General features: G+C 50.9%; 22 protein-coding genes, 1 pseudogene and 1 riboswitch. Of the genes and pseudogenes, 16 read left to right on the top strand and 7 right to left on the bottom strand.

Annotated elements, in window-relative coordinates:
- Nucleotides 1-43 precede the first annotated feature (43 nt).
- A complete protein-coding gene (locus tag E6C74_RS18395; RefSeq protein WP_136487513.1) occupies nucleotides 44-730 on the top strand; it encodes a response regulator in 687 nt (228 codons plus the stop codon).
- A 58-nt stretch (nucleotides 731-788) separates the two neighbouring features.
- Here E6C74_RS18395 and E6C74_RS18390 read toward each other — a convergent pair whose 3' ends face one another.
- Genes E6C74_RS18390 through E6C74_RS21240 form a run of 4 tightly spaced genes read right to left on the bottom strand, consistent with a single transcriptional unit; the run spans nucleotide 789 to nucleotide 3,417 of the window.
- A complete protein-coding gene (locus tag E6C74_RS18390; protein WP_240798219.1) occupies nucleotides 789-1,733 on the bottom strand; it encodes an ABC transporter substrate-binding protein in 945 nt (314 codons plus the stop codon).
- A 17-nt stretch (nucleotides 1,734-1,750) separates the two neighbouring features.
- The gene (locus tag E6C74_RS18385) at nucleotides 1,751-2,539 is read right to left on the bottom strand and encodes an ABC transporter permease (RefSeq protein WP_136487512.1); all 789 of its coding nucleotides are present in this window, start codon (nucleotides 2,537-2,539) and stop codon (nucleotides 1,751-1,753) included.
- Nucleotides 2,532-3,254, bottom strand: coding sequence for an ABC transporter ATP-binding protein (locus E6C74_RS18380; RefSeq protein WP_240798222.1), 723 nt, complete (start codon nucleotides 3,252-3,254; stop codon nucleotides 2,532-2,534). Before E6C74_RS18380 ends, E6C74_RS18385 begins: the two co-directional genes overlap by 8 nt.
- Nucleotides 3,255-3,288: 34 nt before the next feature.
- Entirely contained in the window at nucleotides 3,289-3,417 is a 129-nt protein-coding gene (locus tag E6C74_RS21240; protein ID WP_276605447.1) for a hypothetical protein, read from the bottom strand.
- 91 nt (nucleotides 3,418-3,508) lie between these two features.
- Nucleotides 3,509-3,606: riboswitch (TPP riboswitch) on the bottom strand.
- A 215-nt stretch (nucleotides 3,607-3,821) separates the two neighbouring features.
- Here E6C74_RS21240 and E6C74_RS18375 point away from each other — a divergent pair.
- Together E6C74_RS18375 and E6C74_RS18370 are read left to right on the top strand one after the other, a co-directional pair.
- Nucleotides 3,822-5,417 (top strand): ABC-F family ATPase, encoded by a 1,596-nt coding sequence (locus tag E6C74_RS18375; RefSeq protein ID WP_136487510.1) that lies wholly within the window; start codon nucleotides 3,822-3,824, stop codon nucleotides 5,415-5,417.
- Nucleotides 5,418-5,610: 193 nt separating this feature from the next.
- The gene (locus E6C74_RS18370; RefSeq protein WP_136487509.1) at nucleotides 5,611-6,144 is read left to right on the top strand and encodes a hypothetical protein; all 534 of its coding nucleotides are present in this window, start codon (nucleotides 5,611-5,613) and stop codon (nucleotides 6,142-6,144) included.
- A gap of 23 nt (nucleotides 6,145-6,167) precedes the next feature.
- On the opposite strand, the gene E6C74_RS18365 is transcribed toward E6C74_RS18370, so the two are convergent.
- The gene (locus E6C74_RS18365) at nucleotides 6,168-6,632 is read right to left on the bottom strand and encodes an Lrp/AsnC ligand binding domain-containing protein (protein ID WP_240798218.1); all 465 of its coding nucleotides are present in this window, start codon (nucleotides 6,630-6,632) and stop codon (nucleotides 6,168-6,170) included.
- A 192-nt stretch (nucleotides 6,633-6,824) separates the two neighbouring features.
- Between E6C74_RS18365 and E6C74_RS18360 the strand changes: the two genes are divergently transcribed.
- Nucleotides 6,825-7,841 (top strand): 1-aminocyclopropane-1-carboxylate deaminase, encoded by a 1,017-nt coding sequence (locus tag E6C74_RS18360; RefSeq protein WP_136487507.1) that lies wholly within the window; start codon nucleotides 6,825-6,827, stop codon nucleotides 7,839-7,841.
- 219 nt (nucleotides 7,842-8,060) lie between these two features.
- Here the strand turns inward: E6C74_RS18360 and E6C74_RS18355 are convergent, their stop codons facing one another.
- On the bottom strand, nucleotides 8,061-8,975 hold the full coding sequence (locus E6C74_RS18355; protein ID WP_136487506.1) for a LysR family transcriptional regulator: 915 nt from the start codon (nucleotides 8,973-8,975) through the stop codon (nucleotides 8,061-8,063).
- Nucleotides 8,976-9,334: 359 nt separating this feature from the next.
- On the opposite strand from E6C74_RS18355, the gene E6C74_RS18350 reads away from it, so the two are divergent.
- The 9 genes from E6C74_RS18350 to E6C74_RS18310 all read left to right on the top strand — a co-directional run bounded on the left by E6C74_RS18350 (nucleotide 9,335) and on the right by E6C74_RS18310 (nucleotide 20,028).
- Nucleotides 9,335-10,861 (top strand): ABC transporter substrate-binding protein, encoded by a 1,527-nt coding sequence (locus E6C74_RS18350; protein WP_136487505.1) that lies wholly within the window; start codon nucleotides 9,335-9,337, stop codon nucleotides 10,859-10,861.
- Nucleotides 10,862-10,957: 96 nt separating this feature from the next.
- Nucleotides 10,958-11,875: an ABC transporter permease gene (locus E6C74_RS18345; protein ID WP_136487504.1), complete on the top strand. Its 918-nt coding sequence runs from the start codon at nucleotides 10,958-10,960 to the stop codon at nucleotides 11,873-11,875.
- A 13-nt stretch (nucleotides 11,876-11,888) separates the two neighbouring features.
- Complete coding sequence (locus tag E6C74_RS18340; protein ID WP_136487503.1) at nucleotides 11,889-12,794, top strand: ABC transporter permease; 906 nt, start codon at nucleotides 11,889-11,891, stop codon at nucleotides 12,792-12,794.
- A gap of 28 nt (nucleotides 12,795-12,822) precedes the next feature.
- Nucleotides 12,823-13,812, top strand: a complete 990-nt coding sequence (locus tag E6C74_RS18335; RefSeq protein WP_136487502.1) for an ABC transporter ATP-binding protein — start codon at nucleotides 12,823-12,825, stop codon at nucleotides 13,810-13,812.
- A complete protein-coding gene (locus E6C74_RS18330) occupies nucleotides 13,812-14,633 on the top strand; it encodes an ATP-binding cassette domain-containing protein (RefSeq protein WP_136487501.1) in 822 nt (273 codons plus the stop codon). The genes E6C74_RS18335 and E6C74_RS18330 overlap by 1 nt, the downstream gene beginning before the upstream one ends.
- A 145-nt stretch (nucleotides 14,634-14,778) precedes the next feature.
- The gene (locus E6C74_RS18325; protein ID WP_136487500.1) at nucleotides 14,779-16,197 is read left to right on the top strand and encodes a M20 family metallopeptidase; all 1,419 of its coding nucleotides are present in this window, start codon (nucleotides 14,779-14,781) and stop codon (nucleotides 16,195-16,197) included.
- A complete protein-coding gene (locus tag E6C74_RS18320; RefSeq protein WP_206208445.1) occupies nucleotides 16,187-17,341 on the top strand; it encodes a M20 family metallopeptidase in 1,155 nt (384 codons plus the stop codon). Before E6C74_RS18325 ends, E6C74_RS18320 begins: the two co-directional genes overlap by 11 nt.
- A 110-nt stretch (nucleotides 17,342-17,451) precedes the next feature.
- The gene (locus E6C74_RS18315) at nucleotides 17,452-18,771 is read left to right on the top strand and encodes a D-serine ammonia-lyase (RefSeq protein ID WP_136487499.1); all 1,320 of its coding nucleotides are present in this window, start codon (nucleotides 17,452-17,454) and stop codon (nucleotides 18,769-18,771) included.
- Nucleotides 18,772-18,951: 180 nt separating this feature from the next.
- Nucleotides 18,952-20,028 (top strand): iron-containing alcohol dehydrogenase family protein, encoded by a 1,077-nt coding sequence (locus tag E6C74_RS18310; RefSeq protein WP_168797057.1) that lies wholly within the window; start codon nucleotides 18,952-18,954, stop codon nucleotides 20,026-20,028.
- An 84-nt stretch (nucleotides 20,029-20,112) separates the two neighbouring features.
- Here the strand turns inward: E6C74_RS18310 and E6C74_RS18305 are convergent, their stop codons facing one another.
- Entirely contained in the window at nucleotides 20,113-21,006 is an 894-nt protein-coding gene (locus E6C74_RS18305) for an MBL fold metallo-hydrolase (protein ID WP_136487497.1), read from the bottom strand.
- Between the two features lie 463 nt (nucleotides 21,007-21,469).
- On the opposite strand from E6C74_RS18305, the pseudogene E6C74_RS21235 reads away from it, so the two are divergent.
- The 3 genes and pseudogenes from E6C74_RS21235 to E6C74_RS18290 all read left to right on the top strand — a co-directional run bounded on the left by E6C74_RS21235 (nucleotide 21,470) and on the right by E6C74_RS18290 (nucleotide 24,930).
- Nucleotides 21,470-22,786: pseudogene (locus E6C74_RS21235) on the top strand (PAS domain-containing methyl-accepting chemotaxis protein).
- Nucleotides 22,787-23,023: 237 nt separating this feature from the next.
- The gene (locus tag E6C74_RS18295; protein ID WP_136487496.1) at nucleotides 23,024-23,995 is read left to right on the top strand and encodes a calcium/sodium antiporter; all 972 of its coding nucleotides are present in this window, start codon (nucleotides 23,024-23,026) and stop codon (nucleotides 23,993-23,995) included.
- A 77-nt stretch (nucleotides 23,996-24,072) separates the two neighbouring features.
- Entirely contained in the window at nucleotides 24,073-24,930 is an 858-nt protein-coding gene (locus E6C74_RS18290) for a mechanosensitive ion channel family protein (protein WP_136487495.1), read from the top strand.
- Nucleotides 24,931-24,985 lie beyond the last annotated feature (55 nt).

Genomic DNA, 24,985 nt, shown 5'->3' with positions numbered 1-24,985 from the left:
GCAGGGGCTTGGCCTTAAAGCCGTTTTGGAACGAGGAAGTGAAATGGACAAAATAGACGTTGTTATCATCGAGGATGATCCTAACATTACCCAAATCTATCAGGAGATCATTAAGACCACGACTCGATTTCAGATTGTCGGAATAGCCGAAACCCTAAAAACCGCCCAAACCATCATTCAGGCTTATCAGCCGCAACTGATTCTGCTCGATAACTATCTGCCAGATGGTCTCGGTATCGATTTATATCGTGATCTGATCAGCCAGAAAAAGAAAAGAAAAATGGATGTGGTACTGATTACCGCCACCGACGATGTTGATTCGGTGCGTGAAGCCATGCAACTGGGATGTTTTGACTATTTACTCAAACCGATCTCATTCGACCGCTTTCAAGAAACCTTGCAGCGTTATCTCAACCTCAACAATGCGATGAAAGCGTACGACAATCTCAATCAGAAGCATATTGATGATCTGTTTAACCTGCAGCACCGAAAACAGCAGGTTAATTTGTTGCCCAAAGGGATTGAGCAGGTCACTTTAGACCGTTTTATCAGCCACTTTTCCCGCCATAGCGGGCAAAAGTTTACCGTTGAACATGTCAGTCAGAGTACCGGTGTCAGTAAAACCACCGCGCGCCGGTATCTCGAGTACTGCTCAACTCATGGTTTGATCGTCAGTCAGAATGAGTACGGTAAAGTAGGGCGACCGGAAAGAGTGTATATCAAGTACTAAGTGTCGCACAGGCAGCCAGTGTTAAGCGGATATATTCAAAACACTGGCTGCAGAGCGGTTATTTAAGTGTCACCACGTAGTCTGCTGCTGCCGGCAGCTTAGCGATCAGCTTGTGCTGATACAAAAACTCCGCGTATTGATCGTAGCGTTGCAGATCAGCAGCAGCCGGGCGCAGGGCAAAGCGGGTCAGGGTATCTTGCCAGGCTTTATGATTGAGCTCATTATCCAGTGTATCGGGTGAGTAAGCGACGAAATCACGCCACGCCTGTTCAGGGTGATTAACGATGTACGTGACCGCCTGCTGCAGTGCCTGATTAAATGCGCCAATCGCTTTCTGGTTATAGTGATCGTGGTTGGCAACAATCACCAGCTCGTCGTAACTGGGTACACCATGTTCTTCCGGGTAAAATGAGACGGCCTTATAGCCTTCCAGCGCCAGTTGGTTAGTCTCGAAATTACGTAGTCCGCCCCAAATCGCATCCACTTTGCCTGAGGCAAGGGATGCAGAAAGTGCCCAGCCGACGTTAATGATGTTCACATCGGAATAGCTAACCCCTGCAGAGCGCAGCATGGTTCCTACGTTAGCTTCTTCATTGCCGGCCAGAGCGATACCGATTTTCTTCCCTTTCAGATCTTTTAACTCTGGCTGCTGTCCGTTATCCAGCATCATCAGGGCGTTGAGCGGTGTGGCGATTAAGGTGGCAGTGCGCACCAGCGGCAGCCCTTCTGCCACGTCCATGGTCAGGTTGGGCTGGTAGGTGATCGCCAAATCGACTTTATTGGCTGCGACCAGTTTAGGGGGAGTACTCGGGTCTGCTGGCTCCTGGATGTCGACGTCAATGCCATGCTGCTCAAAGTAGCCTTTCTGCTTGGCGATCACGATCGGGCCATGGTTCGGGTTGACGAACCAATCGAGCATCAGGGACAACGTTTCTGCACTGGCCGGGGCGGCAAACGCCGTCAGGCTGAGCAAGCTTAGTGAGGTAATCAGATTTTTAAACACGGGGTATTCCTATACGTTTAAGGTTTCCAGGGGATCCATCGCTTGAGTAGTAGGTCGACGGAAAAATAGAGTGAGAGTGAAATCAGTGATAACACCAGCAGAGCCGCAAACATTTCACTGATCATCATGCGGGCATTGGCCTGCAGCATCAAATAGCCTAATCCTGAGCTGGACCCGACCCATTCGCCGGTGATCGCGCCGATGGGGGCGACAACACAGGCCACCCGAATGCCAGACGCTATCGACGGCAGCGCATGCGGAATTTGCAGTTGAATCAGGGTTTGCCAGCGGGTCGCGTTCATGGTTTTGGCCAGATCCAGGTAACCCTGCGGGGTGGAAGTTAAACCGTCATAGGCGCAGGTGGTCATCGGGAAGAAGATAATGATTGCCGCTATCACCACTTTCGAAGCAATGCCGTAACCGAGCCACAGCATAAAAATCGGGGCCAGAGCGAATACCGGTATCGCCTGGCTGATGATAAGAACCGGTAATAACCAGCGTTTCACGGGTTGAAACAGCAGCATCTGCAAGGCGAAAAATAAGCCGCAGCTCAAACCGAGCAGCAGACCAAACAGGATTTCCTGTAACGTCACCCAACCATGGGCCAGCAGGACATCGTAGCGTGCCAGCACTTTAAGGAAGACTTGCTGGGGGCTGGGCAAAATAAAGCTCGGCAATTCAAAAACAGCGATAGCACCCTGCCATAACGCCAGAATAAATATCACGGTTAACGTCAGTTGGATAAGACGCGCAAGTCGGCGTGGTTGGGCTGCCGCTGAGCTGTGCATGAATGGATGATTAAGCATGACGGGCTCCCAAGCGGGCAAAAATCTGATTGTGTAATTCTGTGGTTGCCTGGTCATAGTCTCTGGGGGCTGGCGTGACCGGTAAGTTGAGTGACTCAAGACGGGCGGCGTTTTTGTCCAGGCTCTTTTCCAGAATAAACAGGCGATCAGCCAACCGGCAGGCCTCGGCCGGATCGTGGGTAATCAGCACCACGGTTTTTCCAGCCAGCAACTGGTGAGAGAGCTGCTGCAGCTGATGACGCGTCACGGCATCCAGCGCTGAAAAAGGCTCATCCATCAGCACGACCGGCTTATCCTGCAATAAGGTTCTGGCCAGAGCGACCCGCTGACGCATCCCGCCGGAAAGCTGCCCGGGCTTGTGATGGATAGCTGAAGTTAGGCCCACTAGTTCAAGCAGATGCTTGGCTTTGGTGATGACCTGCCGGCAGGCTTGATTTTTCAGACGCGCTGCAAGGCAGACATTATCCAGTACACTCAGCCACGGCAGCAACAGATCCTGTTGCGCCATATAGGCGATATTGCCTGAGAGGCCTGAACCCGCCTGCGCTTGCCGTCCGCCACTGATTTCACATTCGGCTGGCAGCAGCCCGGCGAGATATTTGAGCAGAGTGGTTTTACCGCAACCGCTCTGACCGAGGATGCAATTCCATTGGCCGACACCCAGCTCCAGACTGAGCCGGTGCAGAGTAGGCTGCGGTTGCTGCGCGTAGCGCACCGTTAAATCCTCGATGGCAAGGACAGGGGATGAGTTATGCACGCTGATTCCCTTGTTCAATCACAGGGAAACACAGTTCGACGTGAGCAAAGCTCAACGCACTGTTCGGGTGACTGACTGGAATGACATTGAGTCGTGCAGAGACTGACTGGATTGGGTTCATCACTGTTCCTTGCTGGGTGTCGTGCGCAGGAACAGTCTGGTGCAGAAATACGGATACCGTATCACAGCACAAGATAATCAATCGATGGAGCCATGCGATTGGATTAGTTCCCTACGCCAGTATTAACTGAATCAGGTTCAACGGGTCTCGCTTTGCGATCTCAGCCAAATGGCCCCCCGACTAACGAGCGCAGCATAGCAATGAATGAATCGGCTGTACAATATATGAAAAGTGATTTAGTGATAATCTTGATTTAGCCGCCTCACGCCGCAGCGATGCTTTGATTATCAATGTGCTTTTTAGGGGTGATGTTAATCACAAAAACTGATAGAATCCGATTACTTTGAAAAGTTGGCCAGTGCCAACTTTTCGCTTATTTACAATCCAACAACTTGGGATTCCCTGTGCTAACGACTGCAAACATCACCATGCAATTTGGCGATAAGCCATTATTTGAAAATATCTCGATTAAATTTGGTAATGGTAACCGTTACGGCCTGATCGGTGCGAACGGTTGTGGTAAATCCACGTTTATGAAAATCCTTGGCGGTGAACTGGAGCCGTCTTCTGGTTCGGTTGCAAAGGATCCGAATGAACGTATGGCCAAACTTGGTCAGGATCAGTTTGCCTTCGAAGCATTCACTGTCATCGATACAGTGATCATGGGTCACAAAGAGCTGTGGAAGGTAAAAGAAGAGCGCGATCGTATTTACGCTTTGCCGGAAATGACCGATGAAGACGGAATGCGTGTGGGCGATCTTGAAACTGAATTCGCTGAAATGGACGGTTACTCGGCTGAAGCGCGTGCCGGTGAATTGCTGCTTGGCCTGGGTATCCCGGAAGAGCAACACTTCGGTCTGATGAGTGAAGTGGCTCCTGGCCTGAAACTGCGAGTGCTGTTGGCACAGGTTTTGTTTGCGCAGCCAGAGATCCTGCTGCTTGACGAACCAACCAACAACCTGGACATGCACACCATCGCCTGGCTGGAACAAACTCTGCTGGCGCGTAACTGCACCATGATCATCATCTCGCACGACCGTCACTTCCTCAACACCGTATGTACGCATATGGCGGATCTGGATTATGGTGAACTGCGTCTGTTCCACGGTAACTACGATCAGTACATGATTGCGGCAGAACAAGCCCGTGAGCGTCTGCATGCTGATAACGCGAAGAAGAAAGCACAGATTGCTGAGCTGCAAACCTTCGTAAGCCGCTTCTCGGCTAATGCATCAAAAGCGAAGCAGGCGACATCACGTCAGAAGCAACTGGATAAAATCCAGCTTGATGAAGTAAAGCCGTCCAGCCGTCAGTCGCCGTTCATTCGTTTTGAGCAGGAAAAAGAGCTGTTCCGTAACGCACTGGAAGTCGAAGGTCTGAAACAGGGTTACGAAGAGAACATTCTGTTTAACGGTGTGAATCTGATGGTTGAAGTGGGTGAGCGTATCGCCATCATCGGTGAAAACGGTATTGGTAAATCAACCCTGCTGAACACCCTGGCTGGTGCGATGGAACCGATGGCGGGTATGATCAAGTGGTCTGAAAACAACAACATCGGTTTCTACGCGCAGGACCACGCTCACGACTTTAGTGAAGATATGTCACTGCTGGACTGGATGGGTCAGTGGAAGAAAGAGGGCGATGATGAGCAGACCGTGCGCGGTATTCTGGGTCGTATGCTGTTCTCACAAAATGATATCAAGAAATCGGTAAAAGTGATTTCTGGTGGTGAACAGGGTCGTATGCTGTTTGGTAAGCTGATTATGCAAAAGCCAAACATCCTGCTGATGGACGAACCAACCAACCACATGGATATGGAATCGATTGAAGCATTGAACCTGGCTCTGGAAAACTACAAAGGCACACTGCTGTTTGTTTCCCATGACCGTCAGTTCGTATCATCGATTGCAACGCGCATCATCGAGATCACCAAAGAAGGTGTGAACGATTTCCACGGTACTTACGATGAGTATCTGGCGAAACAAGGCCTGATGGGTTAACGACGGTTTAATCCGTTCAAGCCAAAGAATTATCTGAACCACCGCATTATGCGGTGGTTTTTTATGCGCGTCGCAAAACTGTCTGACTATCGGAGTATTTTTTGGTCGCAGCATCTCAAGCGCTATCGACTACACTTTTGAGCATAGATTCACAAAGAGGTTATCCGGATCTGGACCGGGGATGGAGGCGGCATTGGACGCGCAAACTCTTGCATCACATGGATTCTTGCTGGTGGCAGGGCTGCTGGTACTGTTGCTGACAGTTTGGGTGGTTTATCAAGTCGGTCAGCATGGGCGGCGAGATCGCCTGGCGCACAGTTATGCACGGCACCGAATGGCGTGGCAGGCGCAACTCAAGCAAGATGTCTCTGCTTTCAGTGCATTAGCGATGAAGCATTACTACAGCGTTAAAGATTTAGACCGCTTGCTGGCTGAGAAAGTCTTTGCCCAGGATGTGCGAGAATTGAATCAGCTGCGGGTCCGGGTACGTCTCAGCCTCGACCCTTATCAAACCATCGACAGTGACGATACCAAGTTGATCCGCAGTATGCGCCGGGTCATCGTCCATTTTGAAACCCAGCACTATAACGGACTGGATTATGAACTATTGCGCATTGAGCGTTGTGCGCAGCGCATCCTGCATCAGGAGCGGCACAAATCATCACGTTTGGCGCGTTTGGGTTCTATAGAGTCGGATACTGCGGTGGGTAACTCACCACGTTCCTGAATCCAGCCTCAATTTCGTCTGGCTCAAAACGCCAGTGGTGCATTCTCTTTGACTTCTTTCATCACAAAAAAGGTGCGGATTTGACGTACGCCGGGCAGAGCCAATAAATGATTGGCGTGCAGTTGATTGAAGCTTGCCATGTCCTTTACGCGGATTTTGAGAAAATAATCAAACTCACCGGCGACCAACTGACAGTCAATGATCATTTTGAGTTTCACAATCGCGGCTTCAAATTCAGCAAAGCTTTCCGGGGTAGAGCGGTCCAGCACCACGCCGACGATAACCAGTGCCCCCAGGTCAATATCGGCCGGATTTAATTCCGCGCGCACTGATTTTACCACGCCTTGTTTAAATAGCCGATCGACCCGGCGGTGACAGGTCGCGGGACTGATGTTGGCCAACTCAGCCAGTTCAGCATTGCTCTTGCGTCCGTCCTGCTGCAACAGTTGCAGTAGTTTGCGATCGGTCTTATCTAACGAAATGTTCATGAAAGAACCTTCCATAATATCGATACATATGATTTTTATTTAAACACTAATGGGTATTTATGGAAATAATTGATTAAAAATAATTCGAAATTAGAAAGCACATTTCTCGTGGGTTTGGGTAGTCTGTATCCATAGACGGCAGACAATGTCTGCTGATGAAATCGGAATCAGGCGACAATAAGGAGATTGCCCATGAATCTGGAAAAATTTGAACGTTACCCGCTCACTTTTGGCCCAACCCCAATTGAAAAGCTGAGCCGTTTGTCTGAGTTTCTCGGTGGCGATGTCGACATTTATGCCAAGCGCGAAGACTGTAACTGTGGCCTGGCGTTTGGTGGTAACAAAATTCGTAAACTGGAGTACATTGTGCCAGATGCGATTGCGTCAGGGGCTGATACCCTGGTTACCATTGGTGGTGTGCAGTCTAACCATACCCGCTTAGTGGCAGCAACCGCCGCGAAAATTGGCATGAAGTGCCGTCTGGTACAGGAAAGCTGGGTACCGTTTCAGGATGCAGTGTACGATCGGGTCGGAAATATTCTCATGAGCCGGGTGATGGGTGCCGAGGTTGAACTGGTCAATGATGGCTTTGACATCGGCATTCGCGAAAGCTGGAAAAATGCGCTGGCGGATGTGGAAGCGAAAGGGGGTAAGCCTTATCCGATTCCTGCTGGTGCCTCGGAACATAAATACGGGGGCCTGGGTTATGTTCAGTTTGCTGAAGAAGTCCGTCAGCAGGAACAAGAGATGGGCATCAAGTTCGATTACATCGTCGTGTGTACTGTTACTGGTTCAACGATGGCAGGTATGGTGGTGGGCTTTGCTGCTGACGGCCGTGCGCGTAATGTGATTGGTATTGATGCGTCGGCAACGCCGCAACAAAACCATGCTCAGGTCCTGCGTATCGCTCAGAATACGGCTGATTTAGTCGAACTGTCGACACCAATCACCGAAGAAGACATTGTCATCATTGATGATTACGCTTATCCGGAGTACGGTGTGCCATCTGAAGAGACCAATGAAGCCATCCGTATCGCAGCCCGCACGGAAGGGATGATGACGGATCCGGTTTATGAGGGTAAATCGATGCAGGGCCTGATTGATCTGACCCGTAAAGGCTTCTTCCCGAAAGGATCTAAAGTTCTGTATGCGCACCTGGGCGGCGTACCGGCTATCAACGCTTACAGCTACATCTACCGTAACGGTTAATATTAACATGACACCGTAGCTAAAGTTGGCATAATTATTTAAGGCCTCGCTGAGCGAGGCTTTTTGCGTTGATATAATTTTATTAAACACAGTGGTGTTAATGGTCGATTCAATATAAATAGTAATGTTTATCATTACTGGTTTATGACGGTGTAAATAAATTTTTTCTTGTGGTTGTATGAATTTATTTTTAAGTCACCATCATATTAAAATAATTTTTCACCGGTTTGGTTCTAGCTGGTTAATTAAAAATTCGAGCACAGATTGCACCGCTTTGGGGAGTGTTCTGCCCGCTAAAACTTGTAATTCAATATTTCTCAATCCCATCGCTTTGTCGGTAATCGGGATGGCTTTCATCCTGCCATTTTTGATCAACTGTCGGACGGATATTTCTCCGGACAGAGAGACCCCCGCCCCGTTGATCACAAACTGATTCAGCGCTGACATATAAGAACTGACCAGCGCAGGCTCATAGGTCAGTTGCTGTTGACTGACGCAAATATCAAACAGTTGGCGCAGGGTCGTATTCGGATAAGGAATCGCAATCGGGTAGGCGAGTAACTGGGCAATACTGATGCGCTTTTTACTGGCTAAAGGATGATCCGGATGGACAATTGCATGAATCGGCGCTGGCTGGGTGTGCACCACCCGGATATCCGCTATCGGGTTAAGGCTAAACGCAATGCCAATGTCAGCATCACCATTACGAATCGCTTCTGAGACTTTAATCGGCGGGTAAACTTCTAATTTAAAATGAATTCTCGGAAAGAACTTCTGATAGCTACTGATCACGTTGGGCAAAAATTCCATTGCAAACCCTTCGGTTGTGGCGATGGTGACCTGACCTTTTTGCAATCCTTCTAACGCTTCGATTTCCCCCAAAACCCGGTCTGTCTCCAGTATCACTTTACGTGCGTAGACTGTCAGCAGCTCACCGGCAGTACTCAATACCATACCGCGCGGGCGGCGCTCGAACAGGGGTGTACCGAGTAAATCTTCCAGACCGGTAATTTGCCTGCTTATGGCGCTGGTTGCCACATTAAGGTGCAACGAGGCTTCGCTGATCGAGCCGCAACGGGCGACTTCAAGAAAGTAGCGTAGCGACGGCGAAGTAAGCTGGTGAACGGCTGCCATGAAGTTCTCCTCTGTGTCGTTCAGGTGATGGCACGGTTAAGTCTTGATAAAGCAATATGTTTGCCAGAACGGCAATGGAATATTGCTAATTCTCTAATTGTGGCAATTGAGAGTTTTAACTAGCATTAATTTAAAGGTCATCAAAAAGGAGTTAATGAAATTTACACATTCATGGACGAAGAATATTAACGCAGTTAAAGGCTAAGTCGTGAATGATGATGAGGTTAAAAATCTGGAAGTGGAATAAATATTGCTGGTATTTTCAATAGCAAGATAAATTTAAATGTTATGGATCGTTTTATCGAAAATATCAGTGAACAACTTGTCGATGATTTTAAATTAAGTATAAGGATGTGCTTATGTGGTTTCCAAGAAAACTAATCTCTCTGGCTGTAACCGGTGCGCTGGCACTGAGTTCGCACAGTGCTCTGGCCAACAAATCTGATGATACCTTGGTGTTTGCCTCCAACAGCTGGCCGGAAAATATCAGCCCGTACCACAACAATTTGCGCGAAGGGACGGTATTAGGGCATCTGGCCTGGGATACCCTGATATATCGGGATCCGGCCACGGGCAATTACCTCCCTATGCTGGCGACCGAATGGGAATGGAAAGATTCCACCCATCTGGTGTTCAAGTTGCGTCAGGGGGTTAAATTCCAGAATGGGGATGACTTTACTGCTGATGACGTCGCGTTCACCTTCAATTACGGCCTTTCTCCCGACTCCAAAGTTGTCACACTGCAAAACATCAACTGGATTAAACAAGTCAACAAAATCGACGCTTACACAGTAGAATTCGAACTCAAACAACCTTTCCCCGCCGCTTTAGAATACCTCTCTGGCCCTCTGCCGATTTATCCGGAAAAATACTTTAAACAAGTCGGGTTAGCCGGCTTCAACAACGCGCCGATTGGCACCGGCCCCTACCAGATCACCAAGGTGACCAATGGTGAATCGCTGGAGATGAAGCTCAACCCGAATTACTTCGCTGACAGCCCAATCAAGCAACCAAGTATTGGTCATCTTAAGTTTGTTCTCATCCCGGATCCGGACACTCAGATTGCTCAGTTAATGACAGGTCAGATTGACTGGATCTGGCGTGTGCCGTCGGATCAGGCAGAGCAATTGAAAATGATGCCGAATTTGTCAGTGCTGAGCAGTGAGACCATGCGGGTAGGCTATCTGACACTGAACAGCCTGGGTACAGACTCAGAAGATTCGCCGTTCAAGAAGCTCAAAGTCCGTGAAGCGGTCAACTACGCCATCAACCGCGATGGTCTGGCGCATGAATTAGTGCGTGGAGGCAGTCGCCCGCTGTATACGCCGTGTTTCCCTGAGCAGTTTGGTTGTGAAGAATCGGCGGCCAAGCACTATGAGTACAGTCCTGAAACCGCGAAGAAGTTGCTGGCAGAAGCCGGTTATCCGGATGGCTTTGAGACCGATATTTACGCATATCGCGACCGCGAATATGCCGAAGCCATCATTGGCGACCTGCGCAAAGTCGGCATCAAAGCCAAACTCAAATACATGAACTATGCGGCGCTGCGCGATTCACTGCGTGCCGGTAAAGTGCCGATGTCGTTCCAGACCTGGGGTTCATACTCGATCAATGATGCTTCCGCTATGGTCAGTGTCTACTTCAAAGGCAGTGCCGATGATGGTGACAAAGATGCTCAGGTCAAAGAGTGGCTGGAGATCGCCGATACCTCCATCAAACCGGAAGAGCGCATTGAGTACTATCAGAAAGCGATTTCGCGTATCACAGAAAATGCCTACTGGGCGCCGATGTTCTCTTTCACCAGTAACTACGCGTTTACCTCGGATCTGAACTTTACCGCGTATCCGGATGAACTGCCGCGCTTCTGGGAAGCAAGCTGGAAGTAACCTTACTGTGGGCTGCGCTATTTTGTGAATACGCAGCCCTGATATCACACGCTTCATTTAATTCATCATGTGAGTGATGGAACAGGGAGGTTCATCATGTTGGGATACTGCATACGCCGCTTTCTCATGGCGCTCAGCGTCGCACTGACCGTTTCCGTGGTCTGTTTTATGTTACTTCATCTTTCGGGAGACTTGGCAACCGCCATCGCCGGCCCGGAAGCCACTTCCGAACAAATCGAGCAGATCCGGGTCCAGTTCGGGCTGGATCAGCCGATGACGCTGCAATACTTCAACTGGTTATGGGGCGCGCTGCAACTTGATTTTGGTGAGTCCTACTATTTTACCAACTCGGTTATTGAGTTGATCAGTGAACGTTTGCCAGTGACGTTGTCACTGGGTGCAATTGCCCTGGCTGTTGCGACTCTGGTTGCCATTCCGCTCGGCGTGATTGCCGCGATCAAACAGGATACCTGGATTGATCGTGTGGCGCTGATGATTGCGGTGTTCGGTCAGGCGATGCCAAGCTTCTTCTTTGGCCTTGTCCTCATCATCATCTTCGCCGTCAATCTGCACTGGTTACCGGCCGGTGGCTCGGGCACCTGGCAGCATTATATTCTGCCGGCTATTGCTCTCGGTTATTACGCCACACCGTCGATCATGCGCCTGACCCGGACCGGGATGCTCGAAGTGCTCGGTTCGGATTATATTCGTACCGCAAGAGCCAAAGGCATCAGTGAAACTCGGGTGGTGGTCAAACATGCGCTGCGCAATGCGGTCATTCCCGTCGTGGCGCTGATGGCGGTGGAACTGGGTTTTATGCTCGGTGGTTCGATAGTGATTGAGTCCGTGTTTTCATTACATGGCCTTGGTCAGCTTGCCTGGGATTCCATTGCCCGTAATGACTATCCGGTGGTGCAGGCTATTGTGTTGCTGATTGCGGTATTTTATATCGTGCTGACGTTCCTGGCTGACCTGCTTAACGCCATGCTCGACCCTAAATTACGCTTCGCTTAACAAGGAGGTTAAGATGAGTACGATCACATTGTCATCATCCGCGAATTCAGCGCTGCCGGAAGTGCCGGCCTGGCGCAAAGGTCTCAATAACATTCTTGGTCATCACAGCCTGGCACTGGGTGCGGGTATACTGCTTATCGTAGCGTTAAGTGCGCTGCTCGCGCCGCTGATTGCCCCGCACGACCCATATGCACAGGATGTTACCCAGCGCATGATTCCACCAGTCTGGAATGAAAAGGGCAGTTGGGAGCATATTCTCGGTACCGATAAACTGGGGCGTGATTACTTCAGTCGCCTGCTGTACGGCGCGCAGATCTCACTCTTGATCGGTCTGGCGGCCGCGGCGATTTCGGGCTTGATCGGCACCGTGATGGGCGTGCTGGCCGGTTACTTTGGTGGCCGCACTGATGCAGTGATCAGTTACTTTATCACCACGCGTCTGGCGATGCCGGTGATTCTGGTCGCACTGGCGATGGCTTCCCTGGTGGGGGGATCTCTCGAGATTGTGATTGTGCTGCTTGGTCTGTTGCTGTGGGACCGGTTTGCGGTGGTGGCCAGAGCGACGACCCAGCAGTTACGTGAAGCAGAGTTTATCGCCTCAGCCAAGGTGCTCGGCGCATCAACGCCCTATATTCTGACCCGCGAATTGCTGCCGAATATTCTCAGCCCTCTGATTGTAGTGGCGACGCTGGAAATGGCGCATGCCATCTTGCTGGAAGCGACCTTATCTTTCCTCGGATTGGGTGTACAACCCCCATTACCATCGTGGGGCCTGATGGTGGCCGAAGGCAAATCTTATATGTTCTTTCAGCCCTGGGTTATCGCGATCCCCGGTATAGCTCTGATGATTCTGGTGCTGGCAATTAATCTGGTTGGTGATGGTCTGCGTGACCTCAATGCGCCGCAAAACCGCAGTTAACTGCTCAAGGATGAAAGGGAGAAACACGATGGAACCGATATTGAATGTTAAAGGACTGACCGTTTCACTGCCCACAGCCAATGGCTCACTCAACGCAGTACGAGGCATTGACCTGACGGTTAATAAGGGCGAAATGCTGTGTATCGTCGGTGAGTCAGGCTGTGGTAAATCGATGACGTCAATGGCATTGATGGATCTGCTGCCTAAGCGCGCCCGGTGCAGCGCCGAGAGCTTGAATTTTGCTGGTCACGACTTGCTGACGATAGGCAAAAAGGAACGTAATGCACTGCGTGGCCTGCGTATGTCGATGATTTTTCAGGAGCCGATGACCTCGCTCAATCCGTCTTACAAGCTTGGCGATCAGCTGTGTGAAGGCATTCTGGCTCATAAAAACGTCACCAGACAGCAGGCGCGTGAGCGGGCGATTTATCTGCTGGAACGTGCCGGGGTGCCGATGCCGGAAGAGCGGCTGAACCAGTATCCGCATCAGCTGTCCGGCGGCTTGCGTCAGCGGGTGATGATTGCCATGGCGCTGATGTGTGAACCGGATCTGATCATCGCCGATGAGCCGACCACGGCGCTGGATGTGACTATTCAGGCTCAGATTCTCAAGCTGATCCGCGAACTGCAACAGGAGTTTGGTACGGCGGTGATTTTCATTACCCATGATCTGGGCGTGGTCGCGCGGATTGCGGACCGGGTCGCGGTGATGTACGCCGGACAAGTGGTGGAAACCGCTTCGACAGAGCAGATTTTTACCTCACCGCAGCACCCTTATACCCAAGGGCTGATCAACTGTATTCCGATTCCGGGCAAAACCAAACCGGGCGAGACATTAGCGACCATTGCCGGCGTGGTGCCGAGCCTTATCGGTAATCAGACCGGTTGCGCGTTTGCTAACCGGTGTCCGAGTGCATGCGCGCAGTGTTCGCAGCAGGATGTCGAACTGGCGTCGGCCGGCGGCGAACACTGGGTACGTTGTATCAATCAGCTTTATCCGATTCAGGAGGCGTCATAATGGATTATGCTCTGGAACTGTGCAATTTGACCCGTCATTTCGACATCAAGAAAGGGATGTGGAAAGAGAAAACCCGCTTTACCGCGGTCAATGAGGTCTCACTGCGTATCAAACCCGGTGAAGTGGTGGGTCTGGTGGGTGAGTCGGGATGCGGTAAAAGTACCCTGGCGAAGATGATTCTTGGCCTGCTGCCACCCAGTGACGGTGATGTACTGATCGAAGATAAGCAAATTGATCTGAGCGATCGACTGGCGTTGGCGAAAGTGATTCAGCCGGTGTTTCAGGACCCGTACTCTTCGCTCAATCCGCGTAAAAAGATAGACGACATTATCCGTCTGCCGCTGCAACTACACAACATCGGCAGCCGCAGCGAGCAGGACCAGCAGGTGCGCGACATTGCCCAGCGTGTCGGTTTACCGGAGCGCTTACTCGAGCAGTACCCGGGCCAGTTGTCGGGTGGTCAGCGTCAGCGTGTGGCTATCGCGCGTGCTTTGATTCTCAAACCGAAAATTCTGGTCTGTGATGAGCCGACCTCGGCACTGGATGTGTCGGTTCAGGCGCAGATCCTTAACCTGCTGCTGGAACTGAAACGCGAACTAGGGCTGACCTACCTGTTTATCAGCCATAACCTGGCGGTAGTGGAACATCTGGCTGACCGGGTCATGGTGATGTATCGCGGCGAACTGGTTGAGCAGGGCGATTGTGAGCAGATTTTCCATCATGCACAGCATCCTTATACCCGTGCTCTGTTGGCCTCGATACTGACGCCGGATCCAAGCCAGGGTCTGCCGGACATCGAAAACTGGCAGGAGGCCAGTTAAGCCAGTATTGCTTCAGCCACGATTGATTGAGCAGTTCCTCAGGTCAGCGTGCTCAAACTGACCTGAGTCCTTTCTTCATTAGTCTTTAATTTCTCTCTGCGTCCGCCAAGGTGGGTGGGACGTACTACGCCTTCAAGGAGTCATTATGAGTCGTGAAAATGCGATTGAACAGATCACCAAATACTTTGATTCAGGTAAATTTCTACAAGAGCTGAGCGCTCGGGTGGCGATCCGCAGTGAAAGTCAGACGCCGGATGGTTTTCCTGCGTTAACCGATTATCTGCGCGATGAAATGATACCGTGTTTAACCGAGATGGGCTTTACTTGCGAAGTGCTGCCAAATCCGGCATCGGATGACCCGGCTGCCTGGCCGTTTCTGCTGGCCGAACGGATTGAAAACCCGGATGACATTACCCTGCTGACCTATGGACATGGTGATGTGGTACGTGGCTATGACGATGAGTGGCGTGATGGTTTACAGCCGTGGCAGGTGACGGTCGAAGGGGATTTCTGGTTCGGTCGTGGTACGGCCGATAACAAGGGCCAGCACTCGGTCAACCTGGCGGCATTGAAAACCGTACTGGAAACGCGCGGTAAACTTGGCTTTAACGTCAAACTGCTGCTGGAAATGGGCGAGGAAGCCGGCTCGCCCGGTCTGGCCGAGTTTTGTGCGCTCAATAAGCAGCGTCTGGCCGCCGATCTGTTTATTGCCTCGGACGGGCCGCGTGCCGGTGCTGAGCTGCCGACCGTGTTTTTAGGCTCGCGCGGTTCGCTCAATTTTGACCTGAATGTCAAACTGCGCGATGGCAGTCATCACTCCGGTAACTGGGGCGGACTGCTGTCTAATGCCGCGACGCGCTTGACTCATGCCTGGGGCTCACTGGTGGATGCAAAAGGCCGCATTCTGGTGCCGGGACTGTTGCCGCAATCGCTGCCCGAGGCGGTGAAAAAAGCGGTGGAGGATATTCCGGTCGGCACAGGGCCGAACGACCCGCAAATTTGTCTTGACTGGGGTGAACCCGGATTATCACCTGCAGAACGTGTAATTGGCTGGAACACGCTCGAGATCTTATCGATGAAAGCCGGTAACCCGGCATCACCGGCCAATGCCATTCCTGGTTCGGCGACTCTGCATGCTCAAATCCGCTACGTGGTCGGCAGTGACAGCAATCGTTTCCTCGAGCACATCAAAGCGCATCTGCTGGAAAAGGGCTTTGATGATGTCGAAGTCAAAGCCGCCGGTGTGGTGCAAATGGAAGCGACCCGTCTTAATCCCGATGACCCATGGGTTGACTGGATTCTTGATTCTGTGGCGCGCACGACCGGCAAACAGCCAACATTGCTGCCTAACCTGGGCGGTTCTCTACCGAACGACTGTTTTGCTAAAACGTTAGGTTTACCAACGGTTTGGATTCCACATTCTTATCCGGCGTGTTTACAGCACGGCCCGAATGAACATATGCTGGGCTCGGTTGCCAAAGAAGCGTTACAAATGATGGCAGGGGTGTTCTGGGAACTGGCAGAAATCGGCAGCACCATTAAGGAGAAGCGCGATGCAGCTTGAGGAACCAATGGATTTTTTGGCGGCCTGGTTGCAGGAAAATCAGCCCCGCATGGTTGAGGTACTGGGCCAGATTGTTAATATCGATTCTTTCAGCCATCAGCCGGAAGGCGTGCAGGCAGTACGCGCCATATTGCAGCAGGTACTGGAACAAAGCGGAATTGCGGTGACTGCGCTGGATGAAAACGATAGCCATGCTCTGCTTGCCTCGGTCGGCAGCGGTAGTGAGCAGAACATTTTTCTGACCGGTCATATGGATACCGTATTTAAAGGCGGTACTGTTAAAGAGCGTCCGTTTCGGATTGAAGGCGATCAGGCGTTCGGGCCGGGTGTGGCCGATATGAAATCCGGCTTGGTGATGAACGTGTTTGTTTTAATGGCGTTCCATGAACTGAATGCTGTCACGCCGCTGCCGTTTCGGGTCAATCTGTTTTTTACCGCAGATGAAGAGATAGGCTCACCCAAGGGCCGAACTCTGATTGAAAAATACCTCAAGCCAGCCACGGCAGTCTTTAATGCTGAGCCGGGACGGGTGTCCGGTAATGTGGTGAAATCACGCAAAGGCGGCGGCACGTATCAGATAGCAGTGACAGGCGTGGCGTCTCACTCTGGCGTGTGTCATCAGGACGGGGCGAGCGCAATTGAAGCCTTAGCTCGTATCATCAGTGCTGTTCATCAACTGACCGATTATGAGCAGGGTATCACCACTAACGTGGGCGTGATTGAAGGCGGGACCACGCCTAATACGGTGGCGCCGTTTGCCTCGGCCAAAGTGGACGTGCGTTTTATGCGTTTAGATCAGGTGGCTGAAATTGAAGCGCTGCTGGAGCAGTGCGTCGCCGGACATGGCTTACAGGGCGCCCGTGCGGTCTTAAGTAAAATCGCTGGCTTTCTGCCGTTTGAAGAGCATGCCAGCGAATCGCTGCTGGCTCTGTATAAGCAGCAAGCGGCGAAGATTGGCCTCTCGGTGGACGGAGAGTTCACCGGCGGCTGCTCAGATGCCGGCTGGACATCGGCAATGGGTATTCCGACGCTCTGTGCCACCGGTCCGGTTGGCGCTTATGCGCATACTGAACGCGAAACGTGCTTTATCGATACCTTCGCTGAGCGCGCAACTGTGGTCGCCCGTTGCTGTCTGACATTGTAGCGCTTACTCTGACGTTATGGTCACTCTGACCAGGTGGCTTTTACTCTACTATACCACGCTCAGGTGCACGTTGGCCGTGACCTGAGCGTCTGAGATCACAAGGAAAGCAAATGAATCAGTCCGAGATTGAACAGTTAGTCAGTCGTTATCCCTTGGTACAGCAGTTGATTCAGTTACAGGAAACCTGCTGGTTCAACCCCGCGGTGACTGACCTAAAAACGGCCCTGCCTGATGTGGGTCTGGATGCCAATGATGTGAAAGCCGCCAGTGAGCGTCTGAGTCGCTTCGCCCCTTATCTGATGCAGGCGTTTCCCGACACCCGCGCCAGCCAGGGTATTATTGAATCGCCCCTGACGCCGGTCAGCCAACTGCAACAACGGTTGATTGCGGAGTCCGGTCTGGCAGCCATCGGCACGGTGTATCTCAAACAGGACAGCCATCTGCCGATCTCGGGCTCGATTAAAGCGCGCGGTGGCATTTATGAAGTGCTGACCCATGCGGAAAAATTGGCTCTGCAAGCCGGGTTACTCAAGCTCAGTGACGATTACAGCAAGTTACTCAGTGAGGAGTGCCGGGCGCTGTTTGCCCGCCACCGCATCGCAGTCGGTTCAACCGGCAACCTCGGTCTGTCGATTGGGATCATGAGTGCAAAACTCGGATTTGATGTCACCGTTCATATGTCGGCAGATGCACGCGAGTGGAAAAAGCGTAAGCTGCGGGCACATGGTGTGACAGTCGTTGAGTATGAGCAGGATTACGGAGTGGCGGTGGCGCAGGGACGTGCAGCAGCAGAAAGTGATCCAGATTGCTTCTTTATCGATGACGAAAACTCCAAAACACTGTTTCTCGGTTATGCGGTTGCGGGAGAACGTCTAAAAGCTCAGTTTGATGAGCAAGGCATCGTGGTCGATGCTGAGCATCCACTGTTTGTCTACCTGCCATGTGGTGTCGGTGGCGGGCCGGGTGGGGTGGGGTTTGGCCTCAAGCTGGCGTTTGGCGATCATGTGCACTGCATTTTCGTCGAGCCGACCCATTCGCCTGCGATGCTGCTCGGCGTACACACCGGCCTGCATGACGAGATCTGTGTGCAAGATATTGGGGTTGATAATAAAACCGCCGCCGATGGTCTGGCGGTCGGGCGTCCGTCCGGTTTTGTCGGCCGAGCCATGCAGCGTTTGATTGACGGCTACTACACCATCAGTGATGAACACATGCTGCGGTGGCTGAAAGCCTTGGACAGCAGCGAGCATATACGGGTTGAACCTTCTGCGGCGGCGGCGGTGTATGGCCCGGTCGTGGTCAGCCAGCACAAGGACTATTTGCGATCGCTCGATGTTGATATGGACCGCCTGGCAGATTGCACGCATGTTATCTGGGCAACCGGCGGCGGAATGGTGCCTGCGGACGAAATGGATAAATATCTGGCTTAACTGATTCGATATTCATTACCCATTCGGTTGAATAATGAAGAACTGGTCCGGTTGGTCCATAATGATGACAAGCCTGAGCGATGAATTTAATTCATGGCTCAGTTGCAAAGAATTCGATACTCATCACCGGGCCTACTCTGTAGATTGGCGCCAGATATAAAGGATACAGGGATTATTACCGTGCAAACTCAAACCGTTTCACTTCCGCACCAAATTCTTAAAGGCAGTCATTGTCTGGATAACGTCTTTTCATCGTTGAGTGATTCGCTGCAACGTGTGTTTATTGTAGCAGGCAAGACCGCGCTGTCAGTGACATTACCAACACTGCAACGCGTAAAGGGCAGCCGTGAACTAACCGACAGCTGGTACGGCGGCGAAGTGACGGAAGTGAATATGAAGCGCCTAAGCGAGCAGGCAAAGCGTGCCGGTGCGGATGTGATCTTTGCTATCGGCGGCGGTAAAGCGATTGATATGGGCAAATGGGTTGCCGATGACCTGCAACTGCCGGTTGTAACTATTCCGACCATTGCTGCCACGTGTGCTGCATCTTCAACCGTGACGGTGATGTACGATGAGTCAGGCCACTATATGGGCATGAAGCAGCTGGCTAAAGCACCGCTGGCTCTGGTTATTGATGCCGATATCCTTGCTCATGCACCACCGCGCTGGCTGTCGGCGGGTCTGGGTGACACGCTGGCAAAACTGTACGAGTTCCGTGCGATTGCCGATAACCTGCCTAAATGCAGCTTTAACTATTCCGCATATTCGAATGGCCGTTTGTGTTACGACCTGATCCGTGATTACGGTGAGCAGGCGATGCAGGATAATGCGAAGCAACAGGCAAGCGACGCACTCGAAGGTGCTGCCGATGCTATCGTGCTGTTTGCCGGGTTTACCTCAATTATGGGCGTGGGTGATCACGTTGCGGCATCGCATGCACTGTTTGACGGTTTTACCACCAATCCGAAAACCCGCGATTTTGGTCACGGTTTGCTGGTCGGTTTTGGCAACCTGGTACTGCAAGTGCTGGAAGGTCGAACAGACGCTGAAATCCTGGCAGAAATTGATTTAGCAAAACGCTGTGGTATTCCGGTCACTCTGGCTGACATTGCCGAACTGACGGAGACGGAACTGTTTGATATTGCCACTGCGTCGGTCAATACCTCAGATATGGGCAATATGCCGCGCACCATCAGTGCACAAGAGCTGGTCGATGCCATTCATTACGTATCGGCGTTGTCAGGACAACTAGGTTAAATCAGCCCATAGTCTAACAAGCCACCTTATATCACGGTGGCTTTTTGTTACTTGCGGTGAGTTGCCGAGGATGGAAAGGCCTGATCAGAAACGGTCGAGGTCATTCCCCAGTACCACAGTACCGCCATACTGGCTCTCTATTTCGGTCTTCACGCTTTCAATCGGTGCAGTGTAGTGCAAGATATGGGTTAAAACCAGGCTGCCGGGCTTGGCCTTACGGGCAATTTGTGCCAGTTTGGATGTGGTGGTGTGGCTACTAGAATGATAGCTTTGCCAGAACGGAGTCAGTTGGGAAAGCCCCTGCTCACTGATGACTTCATGCACCAGTATATCAGCTCCGCTAGCTTTTTCGGCCATGATGTCGGTATAGGCGGTGTCGCCGCTGATCACCACCACTTTGTCTGGTGTGGTGACTTTATAACCAAAGGCAGGGGTGATCGCGCCGTGCGGAACGTTGAAGGCTTCGACCGTGACTTTACCATCGTCAAACACTACCTGACCCTGACTGTACTCTGTGACTTTGGCCTGATAGTAGGTTGGGTTTTTTACTGGCTGTTTACCCGAATTACGTAAATCAGTATCCACCGATAACATATCATAGTAACCATTCATGAACTTTTGGGTGCCCACCGGACCGTAAATTTCCAGTTGATGCTCGCGCCGCCACCAGTAGGTCGCAGCTAATTCAGGGACATCAAGGATATGGTCACTGTGCAAGTGGGTTAAAAACAGATGACGAATATTGGTCGGATAAAGCGCCTCCAGTTGGTATCGCTGCGCAGCTTGTAGGGCACGTTGCACCATGCCGCCGCCGGCATCAAATATGTACGCTTCATTATCAACGACAATGGCAGTTGAAGATCCACTACGCTCCGGATCAGGAACCGGCGTACCGGTTCCAAGTAGAATCACATCCGTTTGAGCAAATGCAGAGACTGAAACAACGCAAAGCATCACGGCTGGCAGACCATTAAGCATAGCAATTTCCTTATAGTTGCGAGGTAAGAGATAGTTATCGGTTTGATAAATAACTATGCACTGACATCGTTCGTCACTTACGATCAGTGGCGGTGCCGTGTTCACTGATTGCGAACGGGTTTTGTCAATGAATCATTATTTCATCTTGTTGTTGAATTGTTATTATTGGTTGTTGGATGGTCGGTGACCATTTCATTCTTGTTGTGCGGTATTCAGTTTTGTGAATGTATCAACGGCGATACACTCTGGTTTATCTGGGTACATGATGGACGTGTATCAAGCGTCAAATTGCCGTTGGTCTGCCATAAAATTATCAACAGAAACAAAAATCTGGCATGTTTTGAGGCTTACCTATTACACTGTTCAATCAGAAGCATTTTTCATCATTCAGGTCAGAATCCGCTCTGTGAACGGTAATGGTCTAGAATTGTTTTTATACTTTCGGCGTTTTAAAAGGGTCACTATGTTTTTCAATAAGTCATTACAGCTGGAAAATCAGCGGCTTCGTGAAGCACTTTATTCTTTAGAGCAGGTACGTGACAGTCTTGACGAAGATATGATGCGAATCAGTCTGGATGCTAATGGAGTCGTGACCTCCGTCAATCACCGTCTGCAAACGGAATTGGGTCTGGCGGCTGAAAAGCTGGTGGGCAAGCCTCTGGTAGAGCTTGTACCCAAGAAAGCCCGAACCACCCAGCATTTTAATCGTATGAAAGCGGCTATTGAGACTAAACAGCACTGGAATGGCGCTCTACAGATCGAAAAAAATAACGGTGATGACGCCTGGATACGCGTCATTCTGCAGCCGATCCTGAACAGTAAAGGTAAGTTGGAAAGCTTTATTCTCTATGGTTCTGAGCTGACACGGACCATCAAAACGTCCCGAGAGCATGAGGATATGCTTAAGGCGCTCAACCGTTCCACCGCGGTGATTGAGTTTTCGCTTGACGGGACTATTTTGCGCGCCAATGAGAACTTTTTGCGTACCATGGGCTATCGCAATAATGAGCAGATCGCGGGTAAACATCACCGTATTTTCTGTGATTCAGCTGAGGTAAATTCACCCGCATACAAAGAGTTCTGGCGTAAACTGGCAACGGGTCAATTTGTCTCTGACCGCTTTAAACGTATAGACAGTCACGGCCAGGACGTTTGGCTTGAGGCTTCGTATAACCCGATTCATAACTCGGAAGGTGAGCTGTATAAAGTGGTGAAATTCGCGACCGTGATCACCGAGCTGGTTAATCAGGAAATTGCGGTGTCGCAAGCGGCAAAAATCGCTTTTGATGTGTCGGAAATTACCGGCCAACAGACTGCGCAAGGGCAACAGGTTGTCAGTACGACTATTGCAAAAATGGACGCGCTGGTCGCACAGATGAAACAGGCCAGTGCGGGCATTGAAGCACTTAATGAGCAGTCTAAACGTATTGATGATCTAGTTGCCAGTATCAGTGGTATCGCTGACCAGACTAATCTACTGGCGCTCAATGCAGCTATTGAAGCAGCGCGTGCCGGTGAACAGGGCCGTGGTTTTGCGGTGGTTGCTGATGAGGTCAGACAGTTGGCATCACGTACCAACAGTACCACGGAAGAAATCAGTACTGTCGTCACCGAAAACCTGAAACGAACCCGTAATGCGGTGGAACTGATTGCTGCCTGTCAGTCCCAGGCCGCCGAAACGCTGGAGCTGTCGACAGAGGCCGGATAGGTGATGGAAGATATTCAGCGTGGTTCACAGCGAGTTGTGGATGCGGTCAGCCAGTTCAATCAGAAGCTCTAGCGTCTATCTCATCTGATTTATCATTCAGCTCATCCGAATGTTCGGCTGGGCTGAATTTTATGCTGACCACAAATTTTATACCGACTGCAAAAATAAGCATGGTGAGCCCAAATTGTTGTCACAATTGAAAGTGATAATTTGGTATACTTATTAGAACAACGCCATAGTTTGATACTGACTCATACATCCTTCTTATTTTCCCGTTTTTAAGCATGTATAGATAGTAGGACTGAAACTATGTTGTTTTCGATACTGGCAATTGTTGCCGGATTCATTCTCCTGATGTGGAGTGCAGACCGATTTATCGAAGGTGCTGCAGTCAGTGCGCGTTATGCCGGTACACCGCCATTGGTGGTTGGTATGCTGGTGATAGGTTTTGGTACCTCAGCACCTGAGATGGTGGTATCCGCGATGGCCGCACTGGATGGCAATCCCTCGTTGGCTTTGGGTAATGCACTCGGCTCCAATATCATCAACATCAGTCTTATCCTTGGTTTGACGGCGATGATAGCGCCGTTAGCTGTGCACTCGACCATTATTCGTAAAGAGTTACCAATTCTGCTGCTGATCACTCTGGTATTGGGGGTGATGCTGTGGGATCACGATATCAGTTCTATTGAGGCCTGGTTGCTCTTAGCGGCGTTCGTCAGCATTGTCGGCTGGTCACTATTGAGTGCTTTGCGCTCGCGGAAAAGCCAGCTACCGGCTGAAGTGGAACAACAGGTGATGCCGCAATCTATGACCTTGTCCCGCGCTATTTTTTGGCTCGTTACCGGTTTGGTACTGTTGGTCGCCAGTTCACGTATCTTAGTATGGGGAGCGGTCAATATTGCACAGGAACTGGGTGTCAGCGAGCTGACAATCGGTTTGACCATTGTCGCGCTGGGTACCTCCTTACCTGAACTGGCCGCCTCATTAGCCGCCGCCCGCAAAGGTGAGCATGATCTGGCCGTAGGTAACGTTGTCGGTTCGAACATGTTTAATTCGTTGGCGGTCGTTGGTATTGCCGGTGTCATTGAACCCATTTCTGATGTTGGCGCGGAAATTTTCTGGCGCGACTGGTCATCGGTCTTGTTCTTTACAGCTTTGTTGTTGCTGACCGCAGTCAAACTTGGCAAAGCGAAAACCATTTCCCGCCTGGAAGGGGGAGTGTTCGTTCTGTGTTATTTAAGTTATAACATTTACCTGATTCAGGGCAGCGTGGGTTAGCGCTGTCAAATGCTGGTGCCCGACGGATATCACCGGGCACTGTTTTACAACATCCATAACCCGTTACGGAGATAAAAATGGAGTTACTCGTCAGCTTTTACGAGACACATCAGGCGTTGATTCTGGATATCATCCAGAACTCAATTTTAACCCTGCTTATTTTAGTGATTGCTTCTATCGCATCAAAACTGCTGCGTGCCGGTATTCAGAAAGCCATCATGAAAGTGAGCAATGGTGATGAGATTGTCGCTTCTCTGATGTCTAAAGTCGGTGGTTATATTGTCTACATTCTCGCTCTGGTCATTATTCTCGACCTGTTTGGTGTCAATACCACCAGTTTGGTTGCCTTAGTCGGTGCTGCCGGTTTAGCAATTGGTCTGGCATTAAAAGATACCCTGAGCAATATTGCTGCGGGGATTATGATTCTGTTCCTGAAACCGATTAAAAAAGGTGAATTCGTTGAGTTTGCCGGTTACAGCGGTACGGTAAAAGATATCGGTCTGTTTACCTCAGTATTTGAAACCGGTGACGGCCTGTATATTTCCAGCCCGAACCGCACTGTCTGGAACGCAACTATTCGTAACTTCAGCCGAAATGGCCGTCGTCGTATGGAAATTGTGGTGGGTATCTCTTACGAGGATTCCATTGAAACCGGCCTGAAAGTGCTTCAGGATTTAGCACTCAGCCATGAAGCGGTCATGCTGGATCCGAAACCTCAAGTGATGGTTCAGATGCTGGCGGACAGCTCAGTGAATCTGCAATTACGTGCCTGGTGTACCACAGACAAATACTGGGAAACTTACTGGAGCATTCAGCGCCAGGTGAAAGGTAAGATTGAGGAAGCAGGCATGACCATTCCTTTTCCGCAGCGCGATCTGCATATTACGATGACACAGCCGCAAGCGCAGGAATTGCTGGGCCAGAACAAGGCCTGATGCTCTGCCGTTAGCGTTTAGTGCTCATATAAAAAGCCTCGCAGTGAAGACTGCG

Origin of the sequence: Vibrio sp. H11 (assembly GCF_004804295.1) — a bacterium.
Taxonomy (GTDB): Bacteria; Pseudomonadota; Gammaproteobacteria; order Enterobacterales; family Vibrionaceae; genus Vibrio; species Vibrio ostreae.
Note: the sequence above shows the minus strand (reverse complement) of the source record. Positions and strands in the feature narration are given on the sequence as shown.

Coding starts and splice junctions, on each gene's coding strand:
- E6C74_RS18395 (WP_136487513.1), top strand. CDS start 44: ATGGACAAAATAGACGTTGTTATCATCGAGGATGATCCTAACATTACC.
- E6C74_RS18385 (WP_136487512.1), bottom strand. CDS start 2,539: ATGCTTAATCATCCATTCATGCACAGCTCAGCGGCAGCCCAACCACGC.
- E6C74_RS21240 (WP_276605447.1), bottom strand. CDS start 3,417: ATGAACCCAATCCAGTCAGTCTCTGCACGACTCAATGTCATTCCAGTC.
- E6C74_RS18365 (WP_240798218.1), bottom strand. CDS start 6,632: ATGAACATTTCGTTAGATAAGACCGATCGCAAACTACTGCAACTGTTG.
- E6C74_RS18360 (WP_136487507.1), top strand. CDS start 6,825: ATGAATCTGGAAAAATTTGAACGTTACCCGCTCACTTTTGGCCCAACC.
- E6C74_RS18355 (WP_136487506.1), bottom strand. CDS start 8,975: ATGGCAGCCGTTCACCAGCTTACTTCGCCGTCGCTACGCTACTTTCTT.
- E6C74_RS18350 (WP_136487505.1), top strand. CDS start 9,335: ATGTGGTTTCCAAGAAAACTAATCTCTCTGGCTGTAACCGGTGCGCTG.
- E6C74_RS18345 (WP_136487504.1), top strand. CDS start 10,958: ATGTTGGGATACTGCATACGCCGCTTTCTCATGGCGCTCAGCGTCGCA.
- E6C74_RS18340 (WP_136487503.1), top strand. CDS start 11,889: ATGAGTACGATCACATTGTCATCATCCGCGAATTCAGCGCTGCCGGAA.
- E6C74_RS18335 (WP_136487502.1), top strand. CDS start 12,823: ATGGAACCGATATTGAATGTTAAAGGACTGACCGTTTCACTGCCCACA.
- E6C74_RS18330 (WP_136487501.1), top strand. CDS start 13,812: ATGGATTATGCTCTGGAACTGTGCAATTTGACCCGTCATTTCGACATC.
- E6C74_RS18325 (WP_136487500.1), top strand. CDS start 14,779: ATGAGTCGTGAAAATGCGATTGAACAGATCACCAAATACTTTGATTCA.
- E6C74_RS18320 (WP_206208445.1), top strand. CDS start 16,187: ATGCAGCTTGAGGAACCAATGGATTTTTTGGCGGCCTGGTTGCAGGAA.
- E6C74_RS18315 (WP_136487499.1), top strand. CDS start 17,452: ATGAATCAGTCCGAGATTGAACAGTTAGTCAGTCGTTATCCCTTGGTA.
- E6C74_RS18305 (WP_136487497.1), bottom strand. CDS start 21,006: ATGCTTAATGGTCTGCCAGCCGTGATGCTTTGCGTTGTTTCAGTCTCT.
- E6C74_RS18295 (WP_136487496.1), top strand. CDS start 23,024: ATGTTGTTTTCGATACTGGCAATTGTTGCCGGATTCATTCTCCTGATG.
- E6C74_RS18290 (WP_136487495.1), top strand. CDS start 24,073: ATGGAGTTACTCGTCAGCTTTTACGAGACACATCAGGCGTTGATTCTG.